6 protein-coding genes are annotated in these 15,024 nt (G+C 71.6%); 1 reads left to right on the plus strand and 5 read right to left on the minus strand.

Annotation, left to right across the window (positions count from 1 at the left end; all coding sequences use genetic code 11):
- Positions 1–26 precede the first annotated feature (26 nt).
- From rocD to OVA17_RS04180, 4 genes are all read right to left on the minus strand, one after another.
- Positions 27–1,244, minus strand: coding sequence for an ornithine--oxo-acid transaminase (rocD, locus tag OVA17_RS04165; protein ID WP_267788372.1), 1,218 nt, complete (start codon positions 1,242–1,244; stop codon positions 27–29).
- Positions 1,241–2,125, minus strand: a complete 885-nt coding sequence (ddaH, locus tag OVA17_RS04170) for a dimethylargininase (protein ID WP_267788374.1) — start codon at positions 2,123–2,125, stop codon at positions 1,241–1,243. The genes rocD and ddaH overlap by 4 nt, the downstream gene beginning before the upstream one ends.
- Positions 2,126–2,388: 263 nt before the next feature.
- Positions 2,389–3,903 carry an alpha-N-arabinofuranosidase gene (locus OVA17_RS04175; protein ID WP_267788376.1) on the minus strand — a complete coding sequence of 505 codons (1,515 nt, stop codon included), beginning with the start codon at positions 3,901–3,903 and terminating at the stop codon, positions 2,389–2,391.
- A gap of 167 nt (positions 3,904–4,070) precedes the next feature.
- A complete protein-coding gene (locus OVA17_RS04180) occupies positions 4,071–7,769 on the minus strand; it encodes an aldehyde dehydrogenase family protein (RefSeq protein ID WP_267788378.1) in 3,699 nt (1,232 codons plus the stop codon).
- Between the two features lie 231 nt (positions 7,770–8,000).
- Here OVA17_RS04180 and OVA17_RS04185 point away from each other — a divergent pair, with 231 nt between their 5' ends.
- Positions 8,001–9,125 (plus strand): S1 family peptidase, encoded by a 1,125-nt coding sequence (locus OVA17_RS04185; RefSeq protein ID WP_267788380.1) that lies wholly within the window; start codon positions 8,001–8,003, stop codon positions 9,123–9,125.
- A gap of 234 nt (positions 9,126–9,359) precedes the next feature.
- On the opposite strand, the gene OVA17_RS04190 is transcribed toward OVA17_RS04185, so the two are convergent.
- Positions 9,360–14,855 (minus strand): alpha-L-arabinofuranosidase C-terminal domain-containing protein, encoded by a 5,496-nt coding sequence (locus tag OVA17_RS04190; protein ID WP_267788382.1) that lies wholly within the window; start codon positions 14,853–14,855, stop codon positions 9,360–9,362.
- Positions 14,856–15,024: the final 169 nt, after the last annotated feature.

The following is a 15,024-nucleotide window of genomic DNA, read 5'->3' on the forward strand; positions in this document are numbered from 1 at the left end:
GGCGCGGGCGCGGGGCCGTTCGGCGCTCAGGCCGACAGCACGTGCCGAACCTGCTCGACGGCCCAGTCCAGCTCGGTCGCGCGGATGGTCAGCGGCGGCGCGATGCGGATCGTCTGACCGTGCGTGTCCTTGACGAGCACGCCACGCGTCAGCAGCTTCTCGGCCACCTCGCGCCCGGTGCCGTACGCGGGGTCGATGTCGACGCCGGCCCACAGGCCCGCGATGCGAACGGTCGTGACGCCGTTTCCGACCAGCGATTGCAGCGACGCCTCGAGGTGCGCCCCCAGCGCCTTCGCGCGGGTCTGGAATTCTCCGGATGCCAGCATCTCGACGACCCGCAGGCCCACGGCCGCGGCCAGCGGGTTGCCGCCGAAGGTCGAGCCGTGCTCGCCGGCGCGGATGACGCCGAGCACGTCCTCGTTCGCGACCACGGCCGACAGGGGCAGGATGCCGCCGCCGAGCGCCTTGCCGAGCAGATAGACGTCGGGCACGACGCCCTCGCGATCGCACGCGAACGTCTCGCCCACTCGTCCCAGACCCGACTGGATCTCATCGGCGATGAAGAGCACGTTGTTCTCGGTGCAGATCTCGCGGACCCGCTGCAGGAACCCCTCGGGCGGGAGCACCACACCGGCCTCGCCCTGGATGGGCTCGAGCATGACGGCCGCGGTGTTCTCGTCGATCGCGGCGGCGATGGCATCCGCGTCGCCGTAGGGCACGTGCACGAAGCCCGGCGCATAGGGACCGAAGTCGTCGTGCGCCGTGGGGTCGTCGCTGAAGCCGACGATCGTGGTGGTGCGGCCGTGGAAGTTGCCGTTCGCCACGATGATCGTCGCGGCATCCGGGGCAATGCCCTTGGTGCGGTAGCCCCAGGCGCGCGCGAGCTTGATCCCGGTCTCGACGGCCTCGGCGCCGGTGTTCATCGGCAGCACGAGATCTTTGCCGCAGAGCTGCGCGAGCGCGGCGGCGAAGGGACCGAGACGGTCGTTGTGGTACGCGCGACTGGTGAGAGTCAGGCGCTCGAGCTGCTCTCGGGCGGCGGCGAGGATCGCCGGGTGTCCGTGGCCGAAGTTGAGCGCCGAGTATGCCGACAGCAGATCGAGGTACCGCTTGCCCTCGATGTCGGTGACCCAGACGCCCTCGGCGCGCGAGACCACGACGGGCAGCGGGTGGTAGTTGTGGGCGAGGTGCGCGCCCTCTTCGGCGATCAGACGAGCGCCGAGGTTGTCGACGGTGGTACTCATCGCGAACCGCCGCGCAGCTCCAGCGTGCAGCACTTGATGCCGCCGCCGCCGAGCAGCAGCTCGGAGAGATCGACCTTCACGGGGGTGTACCCGCGCTCGCGCAGCTGCGCCTCGAAGCCCACGGCGCGGGGAGAGATGATGACGTTCTTGCCGTCGCTGGCGGAGTTCAGCCCGAAGACCGCACCGTCACTGTCGGACACGCGGATGGCATCCGGGTAGCGCTCGCGCAGGATCGCCTGGCTCCGATCGTCGAACGCGTTGGGGAGGTAGGCGATGTTCGCCTTCTCGACGCCGCCGGGGCCCTCCACGGGATCGAGCACGGCGATCGCGGTGTCGAGGTGGTAGAACCGAGGGTCGGTCAGCGTCAGCGACACGACCTCGCGCGAGAAGACCTCGCCCACCTCACGGTGGCTGTCGCCGGTGGAACGGAAACCCGTGCCGGCGAGGATCGTGTCGCCCACGAGCAGGAAGTCGCCCTCGCCCTCGTTGACCTCGACCGGCTCGGCGACCTCGAAGCCGTTCGCGGCAAACCAGTCGATGAACGCGGGGGCCTCGGCCGCGCGCTCACGGAAGCGGAACTTGGGACCGTACGCGACCCCGTCGATCACGAAGCCGCCGTTGGCCGTGTAGACCATGTCGGGCAGTCCCTCGAGCGGGTCGATCAGCTCGATCTCGTGCCCGAGCTGCGTGTAGGTGTCGTAGAGCGACTGCCACTGCCGCACGGCGAGGTTCGTGTCGGTGGGGCGCGAGGGCTCCATCCACGGGTTGATGCTGTAGCTCACCGTGAAGTGCTCGGGGCGGCACATGAGGTACCGACGGTGCTGCTGCACGCGCTCGGCGGGCGTGACCTCGGCGGGGGTGGCGACGGGGGTAGCGGACATCTCTGCTCCTCGGAGGAAAGGTGCGGCGGACGCTGTCCTGGGGCTCGGTGGCCCTTCGAACCCACGCGGCACCCATCAACTGCATGTGGCGCCGTGCGGGGAAAGGTCGGTCCGAGCACGCCGGTGTCATTGTCGCACGCGTGTGCGCGCGGAGGCGAGCGGCGCGACGCGGCGGTCCGCCCTGCCGCCGGTGGTCCCGCGAGAAAGCCCGGGCCTCGCGCCTTGCGCGCGCGAAGAGGGTCGTCCCGCGAGACCCGCGTCCCTCAGCCCGTGCGCCGCAGCGACAGCGCGATCCACGCGACGGGCGGGAGGGACACCGACAGGATGCCGTTCACCAGGCGCGTCTCGACCGCCCGCGGCCGCACCCGCTCGGGCTCGTCGAGGGTGTTCGCGGCACCGGGGTCGTCGTCGTGGAGGAGGTGGGTCTCGACGACCTCCACCTCGCCGAGGGCGCTGACGTCGATGTCGACGGCGACGGGGTGTTCGAGCCCCCTGTGGACGACGAAGACCGCGGCGGTTCCGGCCTCGTCGTCGACGGTGGCCACGGCATCCACCGCGGGCACCGTCCCGTAGCGGGCGGTGTCGAGCGTCGGGGCCTCGAGGGGTAGTCGCACCGCTCGCCCTCGAGCCAGGCGCGAGCAGATCGCGAAGGGGAAGAAGGTCGTCTGGCGCCAGGCGGGGCCGCCGGGCTCGGTCATGATCGGCGCGATGACGTTCACGAGTTGAGCGAGAGACGCCGACGCCACCCTGTCGGCATGCTTCAGAAGCGAGATGAGCAGACTGCCGAAGACCACGGCATCCAGGACGGAGTACACGTCTTCGAGCAGGCGCGGGGCGATCGGCCAGTCGTCGATGGCGGTGGGTTTCACGGCATCCACGCGGTCGATGTACCAGACGTTCCACTCGTCGAACGAGATGCCGATGCGCTTCGTGCTGCCGCGCGCCGCGCCGACGTGGTCGGCGGTGGCGACGACCGCCTCGATGAAGCGATCCATGTCGACGGCGGAGGCGAGGAAGGATGCCGCGTCACCGTCGTGCTCCTGGTAGTAGGCGTGGCACGAGATCATGTCGACGTCGTCGTAGGTGTGCTCGAGCACCACCCGCTCCCACTCGCCGAAGGTGGGCATCTGCGCACCCGACGAGCCGCACACGACGAGCTCGATCGAGGGGTCGAGCTGGCGCATGCCCTTCGCCGTGCGGGAGGCGAGCTTTCCGTAGTCGTCGGCGGAGCGGTGGCCGAGCTGCCACGGGCCGTCCATCTCGTTGCCGAGGCACCACACGCGCACGTCGAACGGTGCGGTGCGGCCGTTGTCGATGCGCTGCTGCGACAGCGCCGACCCACCCGGGACGTTGGCGTACTCGAGCAGGTCGATCGCCTCGAGCGTGCCGCGCGTGCCGAGATTGACCGCGAGCATGAGGTCGCTGCCGACGGCCTCGAGCCAGTCCGAGAACTCGTGCAGGCCGACCTCGTTCGTCTCGGTCGAGTGCCACGCGAGGTCGAGGCGACGAGGCCGCTCGGCGCGGGGCCCGACGCTGTCCTCCCACCGGAAGCCCGAGACGAAGTTGCCACCGGGGTAGCGGATCGTCGAGACCCCGAGTTCGCGGACGAGGGCGATCACGTCGCGGCGGAACCCGCGCTCGTCGGCTTCGGGGTGGTCGGGCTCGTAGAGGCCGTCGTAGACGTGGCGGCCGAGGTGCTCGACGAACCCCCCGAACAGGCGCCGGCGCACGGGGCCGATCGCGAAACGGGGGTCGACGGTCAGTCGGGCAGCGGTCATCGGTGCTCCTCGCGGTTTCGACGACGGTACCCCGGCGCGGGCGCCGCGCTAAACGTTTTCGAAACCCCGCGGAGGCGCCGTACCGCCGAGGGCGCGGTCGTTCGGCGAGGCCGCCGCGGACGCGGAGCGCGGGTCGGGCGCGGGTCGGGCGCGGGTCGCGGGGCCGGTCAGATGACCGACGCGCTCCAGGCATCGACGGCGCCGGAGCGGAACGCGCCGATCGACACCGCCTGCTCGCGCAGGAACGGCAGCAGCTCGAGGCGGCCGGCCGTCGTGACCTCGTCCGCGTACACGGTGAGCGAGACATCGCCCGCGACCGTCTCGGCAACGGCCGCGCGCAGCGTCGCCACCGTCTCGGCGGGGCCCACGAGGCGCAGGCGCCCGGGGCGCGGGGCGACGACGAGGGTTTCGGCATCGCCGTCGGCGGCATCCGGGATGCCACCCGCCAGACGCTGCAACCACTCGGCGTCGCTCTCGACCGAGACCGCGACCCCGCTGTCGCCCAGCAGGTGTCGGACGGCGGCGGGAAGACCCACCGGGGTACTGAGGCTGAAGGCCGAGCCCGAGCGCACCGCGGCCACCAGAACGCGCAGCACCGCCTCCCACGCGGCGTCGGCGGTGGCGCGCACGGCGACATCGACCGGACGGTAACGCCGGAGGTTGCGTTCGACGACCAGGCGCGACACGTCGCGGACGCGGCCGAACTCGCGATCCCACGCGACGGCGTCGGCGAGGGCGCCCCGACGGAGCCAGTCGAACGCCTCGTACGACAGGGTCGGTTGGGCCGCTTCGATCAGGGCCGTGATGCGCGAGTCGAGTCCGCGCAGGTGCAGGGTCGACGACGACGCCCCTCCTGACGACGGCCGCCACGATCCGAGGGTGACGAGACGGTTCGGCCCGCCCGACATCGCCCCGTCGCCCACGGACGCCTCGCCCCACCCGCCGAGCGGCTCGCGCTGGATGACGGCCCCCGTCGAGGGACGGTTGACCCGCAGCACGGCGGCCTCGACGGTGTCGAGCCAGAGCTCGAGATCGGCCTCGTCGCGGGTGTGGAGACCGGCGACGAAACCCGAGCCGATCGCGTTCTGCAGCTCGATCGCGCGTGTCACGGTGGGAGCGTGCAGGATGCCGAGCACCGGCGCCGCGACCGCGGCCCGGGTGAGGTGAGACCCGGCGGTGACGCCCGTACGCACGCCCGGCGACCAGAAGCGGCCGGCCGTGTCGGGTCCGAGGTCGAGCTCTCGCGGTTCCACGAGCCAGCGTTCGCCGTCGCCGAGGACGGTCAGGGCGCGTCGCACCTCGCCCGCGGGTTCTTCGACGAGCGGACCGATGTCGGAGAGCGGGTCGTCGGCGGGACCCACACGCAACGACGAGACCGCGTCCTTGAGCTGCTCGGTGAACCACGGCGAGCGACCGACCGCCCCGACGAGGATGACGAGCGACACGGCCGTGGCGGCCTGGCCCGCTCGGGCGAAAGCCCCGGCGACGATGTCGGCGACGGCGGCATCCACGTCGGCGGAGGGGGCGACGATCGCGACGTTGCGCCCGGCGGTGAGCGCCTGCACGGGCAGGGCCGGTCGCCAGGCGGCGAAGCGCTCGGCCGTCGTCCGGGCTCCCGCCAGCAGCACGCGGTCGACGCCGGGGTGGGCGATGAGCGCGCGGCCCGAGGCGTCCTCGTTGAGGTCGACATAGGCGAGCAGGTCGCGCGGCACCCCCGCGGCCCAGAGAGCCTCGGCCACGACGGCTCCGCAGCGCCGTGCGCGCGGCGAGGGCGTGAGCAGCACCCCGGATCCGGCGGCCAGCGCGGCGACGGCCTCGGCGGCGCAGAGCCCGACCGGGGCGTTCCAACGCGGGGCGACGACGCTCAGCCGATCGGGTACGAACACGGCCCCGGGCACGCGATCGAGCTCCTTCGCGGTGGCGGCGTAGTACGCGGCGGCGTCGACGGCCTGGCTCACCTCGGTGTCGGCCTCGGCGAGCAGAGCCCCGCCCTCGGAGGCGAGAACCTCGATCAGCTCGCCCCGGCGCTGCTCGAGGCTGCGTGCGACCGACTGCAGCACAGCGGCCCGGTCGGCGGCGGCGAGCGCACCCCAGGGCTCTGCGGCGGTGCGCACGCGGTCGATGACCGCGTCGAGCCCCGCTTCGTCGTCGATGCGTCCCGCGGCGGCCGTGGCGTCTCCGGCGGTCGAACCGGCGACCCGGCCGAGGGCGGCCATCGACCAGGCGCGGTCGGCGGGGAGCGTCGGGTCGGTGTCGGGCACATTGCGGAACCCGGGTGCGCCGCCCGCGAGTTCCGCGCTCTCGCGAGCCGAGAACACGGCGGTGTCGACGAAGGCCTGTCCGCCGAACAGCATCTGCTGCACGTCGGGGCCCAGAGCGGAGGTGTCGGCGGATGCCGCGGCCTCGCGCGCGATGCCCAGCACCGCCTGCGTGAGTCCGGGCTCGGCGGCGTCGTCGGCCGCGCGCTCGCGCAGGATCGCCGGATCGGCCTCGGTGTCGCGCTGCGGAGCGCGCACGGCGGGCGAGGGAAGGTCGGCTGCGGCCAGGGCGCGTCGAGCGCGGGCCGCGATGGATGCGGTCTCGGGGGCGTCCTCGGGCGTGCTCTCGTCGGGCTCATCCTCCGACGCGGGCACCGCCAGCGGCAGGTCGGGGGCACCGGCCACCGCGATCGCGTAGCGGGCGGCGAGGCGCGCGACGACGGCATCGACGTCGTCGGGGTACGCGGTCGGCGCCGTCCACAGGTGCCCCTCCCCCGGTGTCCACGGCGCGGTGTGCGGCACGGCGAGCGCGAGCTCGGCCCCGGCCTCCGTCGCGAGGGACAGGGCGAGGGCGGCACGTTCGGGGTCGGCGGTCGCAAGCTCCAGGGCGAAGCCCTCGATCCCCCTCGGGCTCAGGGCCTCGCGCAGGCCGCGCACGAGGGCGGCATCCACGTCGTCTCGAGCCGTGACCGCCGGGGCGAGCCACCCGTGGCGCGCCGCCGACACGGCATCCGGGGTCTCGATGGGGGCATCGCTCAGACGCAGCGTCAGTCGGGCGCCGCCCTCGGAGGTGCGCACGCGCGCCCACGCCGACAGCTCCCGGACGGCCTCGGGGACCTCGGCGACCGCCGCCGGCAGCTGGACACCGGCCCGGAGCGAGGTGAGGCGCGGCTCCTCGAGCACGCGGGTGAGCACCGCGACGGTGAGATCGAGGTCGTCGCGTCCTTCGGCGACGAGGGTGACGTGGGTGCGCGCGGCGAGCGCATCGAGGAAGACCGGCAGCAGCCGCTCGGCCGCGTGCTCGACCTCGGCATCGAAGGCCCACGGCGACGGCGTGACCACGACATCGGAGATCGCGAGACAGACCCGCGGGACGTCCTCGCGCGAGAGAAGAGAACGGATGCCGTCGACCCGGCGTCGCGCACCCGCGTCGCCCACGACGGCGGGACCGACGAGGCGCACCTCGACCGGTGAGCCGAGCGCATCGAGCGCGGGGCTGAGCCGCTCGGGGCGCGCGTCGAGCACGAGGGCGGCGAGGAGGTCGCGCAGCGCGCGGCGAGCGAGGGGTACGGCGGGACTCGGCAGGACGGGCGCGACGGCTCCGCCGAGCTGCAGGGCACCGCGGACGAACCACGGGAGAGACGCGGGGAGGTCGCCGGCGAGCCGGTGCAGCGCGGAGGCGGCCGAGGTCAGCGACTCCGGACGGGAGACGCCGTCGACCGCTGCGGCCAGGAACGCCGCGGCGGCGGGGTCGGCGGGCAGTTCGCCACGACGCGGCACGGAGGCGGGGACCGTTCGTCGAGAGAACGTCGCGGCGACGCGAGCGGCGCGGGCCGGAAGGCCCGGAGAGAGCGCGGGAACGGGGGCGCCGGGGTCGTTCGTGCTCATGCCCGTCAGCCTAATTAGCGCGTGCGCGGCACCTCGGCGGCCCGCCGCGCAACCCGCGGATCGGCGGCCGGGTCGCAGCTCACGGGGGCCGAATCGCGTGTCCCCCGAATGGGCGACATATTTGCACTCTGATCAGAAATTCACAGGAATTCCTTCGCTTTTCGTCCGGGTCGTGTTTTCATGGCGGTGGGTACCCCGCCATTTATCCCCCTGGATGGAAGGTCACTCCACGTGAACCGCATATCGAAAACCGTCGTGGGCGCCACCGCTCTCGGCCTGTTCCTGACCACCGCCGCCACCGCTCCCGCGCTGGCGCAGACCCCCACGTCATCGCCCGGCGCGGCCGTCGACGGAGTCGACGCCCAGCTGCTCGAAGCGATGGCGGCCGACCTCGGCACCGACGTGGCCGGAGCGCAGGACGTCCTGCGTTTCCAGGCCGACGCGGCCGGGACCGCCGACGAGGTCGCCGCCGTCTCAGGCGACGCCTTCGCCGGCACCTGGCTCGACGAGTCGACGCGCACCGTGTACGCCGCGGCGACCACGGATGCCGCTCGCGAAGCGGCCGCCGAGGCGGGCGCCGTCCCCGTCGCCGCGGAGCACTCCCTCGACGACCTCGAGGCGCTCGCCGCGAAGCTTGCGGCGAGCCCCGTTCCCGACGCGATCCCCTCGTGGTGGATCGACGTCGAGCAGAACGACCTCGTCGTCGACGTAGTGGCCGGCGGCGACCAGGCCGCGGCCGACTTCGTCGCGACGCTCGACGCCCCCGCGGGCGCCGTGCGCCTCGAGACCGGAGCCGAGGCCCCGGAGACCTTCGCGACGATCCAGGGCGGCATCGCCTACAACATCAACAACCAGAGCCGCTGCTCGGTGGGCTTCGCGGTGCAGGGCGGTTTCGTCACCGCCGGCCACTGCGGCGACGCGGGCGACAGCACCACCTACGGCACGTTCCAGGGCTCCTCGTTCCCCGGCAACGACTACGCCTGGGTCAGCACGCCCAACCACACCCCCGTCGGCTCGGTGTCGAACTACTCCGGCGGCTCCGTCGCCGTGAAGGGCTCGACCGCCGCCGCCGTCGGCGCGACCGTGTGCCGCTCGGGCTCGACCACCGGCTGGCACTGCGGCCAGATCCAGGCCTACAACTCCACGGTGCGCTACGCCGAGGGATCGGTCTCGGGCCTCATCCGCACCAACGTCTGCGCCGAGCCCGGCGACTCCGGCGGCTCACTGCTCGCCGGCAACCAGGCCCAGGGCGTCACCTCGGGCGGCTCGGGCAACTGCTCGAGCGGCGGAACGACGTACTTCCAGCCCGTGAACGAGATCCTGCAGACCTACGGCCTGCGCCTGCTCACCAGCTGATCCCCCTCCGGTACCCCGGTGCCCCGGTCGCCTCACGGCGGCCGGGGCACCGTTTTTTCGAGCCTCCTGTCCGGGATGCCGCGGTCACCTTACGGCGGCCGGGGCACCGTTTCCCCGTCTCCTGTCCGGGATGCCGCGGTCACCTCACCGCGGCCGGGGCATCGTCTTTGCCAGTCCCCTGTTCGGGATGCCGCGGTCGCCTTGCGACGGCCGGGGCACCGTTCGACTCCGTCGTCAGCTGATCGCCCGGCGGCGGCGCTTCAGGGCCGCCCCGACCAGGACCGCGAGCAGTCCCAGGGCGAGGGCCGCGCCCGAGACCGCACCACCGGTCACCGCAAGCGGTGCCGTGCTCGAATCTGCAGCGTCGTCCCGAGCCGGGGGAACGACGGGGGTGGTGCCCGTGGCGGCAGCCGTGACCTCGATACCCACCGCGGCCTCGACGCCGCCGATGCGCGCGATCACCCGGTGGACGCCCGCGGGGCTGTCCGAGGGGAGCGTGACGTTCACGAGGAACGCCCCGGCGGCGTCGGTGCGGACCGTGCCCAGCTGGACCGGAGTGGAGCGCAGTTCGAGCTCACCGTCGGCGTTCGCCGGCCAGCCCGTGCCCGACACGGTGATGACCCCGCCGGCGGTGAGGTCGCCCGAGACCGACAGAGTCGGGTCTCCCGCGTTCGCGCCGACAGAGGTCGATCCGATCCCGCTGACGTTGCCGGCCACGTCCACCGCCCGGTACGACACGGTGGTCACGCCCGCACCGACGCTCGCGACCGCCCGCTCCCCGGACGCGGTCGTCCAGGCCGCCGCGTCGCCGACGCGGTACTCGAGGCGCGCGACTCCCGACCCGCTGTCGCTCGCGAGGAGTGTCACCGTGCGGGCCGCGGCATCCACCGTCGCCGTCGTCGCCGGGGCGGTGCGATCGATCCTCACCGCCGCCGTCACCGACTCCGAGACGTTGCCCGCGGCGTCCGTCGCGCGGAACGCGAGGTTCCACGTCCCCTCCGCCGGGGTCACCGCGCCGGTGTACGTCGCCCAGGTCGTCCCCCCGTCGGCGCTGAACTCGAGGCGCGGCGCCGGGTCGAGGTCGTCGGTCGCCGAAGCCGTGACCGTCGGCTGCGACACGTACCACCCGTCGGCTCCATCGGGCGAGATCGGATCGGCCGTCACGGCCACCGTGGGCGCCGTCTTGTCGGCCGGACGCGTGTGCATCCGCACGAACGTGACCGAGTACGGCTCGAACGAGTGCGTGAAGGAGTTCGAGACCGGCATCTGTGAGGCCTTCGGGGCCACGGGCGTCGACGTCGCCGTGTTCAGCGCCGTCGGAGCCGCCTGCAGGGTCGTCACGTCCGCGGTCGGGAGCACCGTGAGCCCTCCGAGATCGACCTTCGTCACCGCCGCCTTGGCCTGGGCGTTGACGACCTTCAGGATCACGTCTCCCGTTGACTCGTCCTTCGTCATGACCTGGGCGAAAGGCTCGACCGCCGTGTTGGAGAACTGCCCCTGCTGCACGCCGTCGGCGAAGAGCGTCACCTGGGCGCCGCGCACCTGGACGCGCAGGTCATAGGTCCGACCGGTCTCGACGCGGGGGGTACCCGTGTCGGCGACGATCGATTTCGCACCGTCCACGGCCTTCTCCACGACGCTGCGGGTGTTCCCCCATCCGCCGAGGTTCCACCACAGGTAGTCGGCCGACCCCTTCACGCCGAAGCCCACGAGGAAGCCCTCGGCGCCGGCGAGCTTCGTGGCCTTGAGCGAGACGTCGTAGTCGGTGGCGGTCAGTGCGGGACCGGCGACCAGCGTGTTGTTCGCCGTCGTCGAGGACTGCACGTAGCTGCCGTCGGCGGCCGACCACGAACCCGCGCCCGCGAGCTTGGTCCATCCGTCGTCGTTCTTGTCGGCGAAGTCGTCGGAGAAGAGCGTCTTCCCGTCGGGCGTCGTGACCTTCACGTCGTCGTAGCGGGCGGAGGTGCTCCACGTCGACAGCCCTACGGCACCGGAGACAGCGGTGGATGCCAGGTCTCCGCCCGCCGTGGTCGGAACGACCCGGTCGCCGACGTTGCGCATGAAGAGCTTCTGCACCTCGTAGTTCGCCGAGCCCCACACCTGGTCGCGGTCGAACCAGATGAGGTCGGGGCTCCACTGCACGTTGCTGGTGTCGGCCAGCAGCGGCGCGTACGACGCCATCTTGACCACGTCGGCGTTGCGCTCGAGGCCCGTCATGTACGCGGCCTCGGAGAGAGCGTTCGCGAACCGGTTGTCACGCGAGGCGTACTCACCGATCCACACCTTGGGTCCGCCCCGGTCGTACGAGTCGTACCGCTGGTTGTGCGAGAGGAACCACGAGGGGTCGCGGTAGTAGTGCTCGTCGACCATGTCGACCTTCTCGGCCCTGTTCTGCTCCCAGTGCTTCTCGAAACTCGCGCCCTCGGCGTCGGGGCCCGAGTTGCTGATCAGGATCATGTCGGGGTACTTCGACGTGATGGCATCCCGGAACTGCACGAAGTTCGCCATGAACGCCTCGGGGTAGTTCTCCTCGTTGCCGATCTCGATGCGGTCGAGCGCGAAGGGGGCGGGGTGGCCCATGTCAGCGCGGAGCTTGCCCCACGTCGTCGTCACGTCGCCCTTGGCGAACTCGATGAGGTCGAGGGTGTCCTGGATGTGGCGCTGGAGCAGGGCCGGGTCGGTCGGCTGGAGGGCCTGACCGCAGCCGTTCATCAGGGCCGGCACATCGGGGACGGGCTTGGCGCCGATGTCTTCCGCGAACTGGAAGTACTCGTAGTACCCCAAGCCCAGCGACTGGTTGTAGCCCCAGAAGTTGGCGTTGGTGGCTCGGGTCTCGACCGGGCCGACGCTGTCCTTCCACTGGTACGACCGGGCGCGCTCCCAGTTCGAGTCGGCCGAGTAGTCCTCGTGGCTGTTGACGTTGACGATGCAGCCGCCGGGGAAGCGCACGAACTTGGGGTGGAGGTCGGCGATCTTCTGCGCGATGTCCTTGCGCAGGCCGTTCTCGCGGCCCTTGAAGGTGTCGCGCGGGAACACCGAGACCTCGTCGAGCCGGAGCGTTCCCGCCCCTGCCGCCTGCACGAGCACGCGCGCGGCGTCGGTCGTGGCCGTCGCCGTCACGGAGCCGCGGTACTTCACCCAGCCGTCTCCGCCCACGGTCGCGGTGAAGGGGTTCGACAGCACCGAGCCGTCGGCGGAGCGCAGCGCGAGCGAGACGGGGGTACCGCTGGTCGCGGTGGTGCGCGCCCAGAACGACACGTCGTAGACGCCGTCCTTCGTGAGGGCCACCCCGGTGTCGAAGCCCGCGTTCTCCACGCCGTACGTCCCCGCGCCGCTGTTCAGGTCGAGCTGCAGGTAGGTGCGGTTGCGCTCGTTCATGCGCTCGTCGTCGTCGACCGGCTTCGCCGATCCCGCACCGCCGCCCAGGGCCACGGGCGTCCACGCGGTCATCCCGGTGAAGCCCCGGTTGTCGACGGGCAGGAACTCGAACGAGCGGTTGCGCACGAGCTCGGCGTACAGGCCGCCGTCTGCGGCATTGTTGATGTCTTCGAAGAAGACGCCGTACATCGCGTCATCGATCTCGGCGCCGTTCTGGCTCGGGTCAGCCGTGATCGAGTAGTCCGCGGTCTCGTCCGTCGGGTACGCCGCGAGCAGCCGCTGCTGCTCCGCTGCGCTGATCGGCAGGACGGTTCCGTGACGCGGACGCGCCGGGAGGGTGGCATCCAGAACCGACGTCCAGTTCCCGGAACCGATGTCTCGGGTCTCGAACATCATGTAGCCCTGACCGCCGTGGTAGCTTGGTTGGTCGATGAGCATGTACCAGTGACCGGCCTCGGCGTTGTCGGCGAACACCGTGGGTCCCTCGCCGTTGGTGAACGTCCCGCCCCAGGGGTTGGGCTGACCGACGCCGATCTGCTCCTTCACGAGCTGCCAGCCGGGGCTGGAGGTCGGGGTGGGAAGGGAGCCGGATACGGTCGCGGTGAGCGAGGTCGAGCGCTCCTGGCGCACGGTCATCGACGCTTCGTCTTTGATGAAGCGGTAGTACGTGTCGCCGTCGCGCACGACGGTGGCGTCGATCGTGCCCTTACCCGCGCCGCGCTGGACGTCGACCCATGGCTGCGGCTCGCTGAAGGTGACGAAGTCGCGCGTGGTGACCATCATCATGCGGTTGTAGGTGTCCGATGCCTTCCGGCCCGCGGTGGACGCGCTCGGGTACAGGTTCGATGCCCAGTAGACGACGTACTCACCGCGGTCGGCGTCCCACGTGGCTTCGGGGGCCCAGGTGTTGCCGGCCAGCTCGCTCGACACGGTGATCTGCCGGAGCGGGCTCCAGGTCGCGAGGTCGTCGGACTGCCAGACATTGAGCGTGCGGCTGCCGACCTCCTGTGCGCGGCCGAAGTCGCCGTTGTAGAGGTCGTACATGTTCAGGTCGGTCGACAGCATGTAGAAGCGGTCACCGTCGGGCGAACGCATCACGAAGGGGTCGCGGATGCCCTTCTCGCCCTGGTCCGAGGTGAGCACGGGCTGCCCGTCGTTCAGGGTCAGCCAGCTCTTCGGGTCGTTCCCGCGGCTCGTGGCGAACGAGATCTCCTCGTCCGTTGTCGTGCTCTCACCGGTGAAGAACGGGAAGAAGTAGCCCTCGAGCTTCTGCTGCGCGGGCTTCGGCTGGACGACCAGGTCGAAGGTGCGCGTGGTCTCGCTCGACCCCTTCGCGACCGTCGCGGTGAGCGTCACGGTCACGGCCGCCGACCCGGTGGCCGGTCGCGCGACCTCGCCGGTCGGGGTCACGACCTGCGCGTTCGACGACGACCACGCCACCGATGTGCCGTTCGACCCGACCGTGGGCAGCGTCACGTTGCCGCGCACGTCGTCGGCATCCGGGATCGAGAGGGCCTTCGCGGCGGTGTCGACGTCCTGGGCGTTCGTCGGGGTGCCCTGCGCGACGAGCGCCTTGACGTCGTCGTCGCTGAGCGCGCTGTCGAAGATCGCGACATCGCGCACGCCGCCCTTCCACGAGCGATCGGGATAGGACGAACGACCGATGTAGCCCACGAGACCGGAGCCGAAGTCGGCGATCGAACGCGAGGTGGCGACCGTGCCGATCTTCGTCTCGCCCAGGTAGGAGGTGATCGAGGTGGGCGTGATCACCGTGGTGTAAAGCGCCCATTCGGACGTCGAGGAAGGACCCGGGATGCCGCGGGTGCCGTCAGTCGGAGCGATCCCGCGCTCGAGGGTCCAGGGCTGGGCGATCCGCGGCCCGTCGGTGAGGACCGACTTGACCTGACCGGCCGGATTGGCGGGGTTGAGCAGCCAGTACTGCTGGGGGAGGTTCTCTGTGGTGCCGAAGAACATCGCGGCCTGGTTGCCGGAGCCGGTGCGGTCCTGCAGCCACGCGGAGACGGTGACGGTGCTCTTGCCGTCGAACAATCCCTTCGGCAGCTCGACGTACGCCGCCGACGAACCCGCCGCGCCGCCGGGGAGCGACAGGGCGTCGCCCTCGACCGTCGCCCCGGCGCCGACGACGGTCGCATCGCGACCGTGACCCGAGGCATCGGGAACGACGGTGCCCGAGGTGGCGGCGAAGTCGTACGACGCCAGCGGCGCGGGCAGCGGTGCCGCCGACGCGGCGGCACCCGGAACGAGGCCGGTCAGAACGACGACGGCGGCTGCGGCGATCGCGCCCGCGCGTCGAATCCGTCCCCCGGGCAGATGGGGTCGTGACAGCACCATGATCGTCCTCCTCGACGATGGGTGGCCGGCTGACAGCCGGCGTGCAGCGGCGCTGAATGTGAGCGCTCACTATGAGTAGTGTCTGAGATTCCCAACGGCAAAGTCAATGCATGAATGCGCCACTTTGTGCGTTTCGAGCGGGCGATGTGAAGCTTCACAGAAGCAACAG

Origin of the sequence: Microbacterium sp. SL75 (assembly GCF_026625865.1) — a bacterium.
Classification (GTDB): Bacteria; Actinomycetota; Actinomycetes; order Actinomycetales; family Microbacteriaceae; genus Microbacterium.

Coding starts and splice junctions, on each gene's coding strand:
- rocD (WP_267788372.1), bottom strand. CDS start 1,244: ATGAGTACCACCGTCGACAACCTCGGCGCTCGTCTGATCGCCGAAGAG.
- ddaH (WP_267788374.1), bottom strand. CDS start 2,125: ATGTCCGCTACCCCCGTCGCCACCCCCGCCGAGGTCACGCCCGCCGAG.
- OVA17_RS04175 (WP_267788376.1), bottom strand. CDS start 3,903: ATGACCGCTGCCCGACTGACCGTCGACCCCCGTTTCGCGATCGGCCCC.
- OVA17_RS04180 (WP_267788378.1), bottom strand. CDS start 7,769: ATGAGCACGAACGACCCCGGCGCCCCCGTTCCCGCGCTCTCTCCGGGC.
- OVA17_RS04190 (WP_267788382.1), bottom strand. CDS start 14,855: ATGGTGCTGTCACGACCCCATCTGCCCGGGGGACGGATTCGACGCGCG.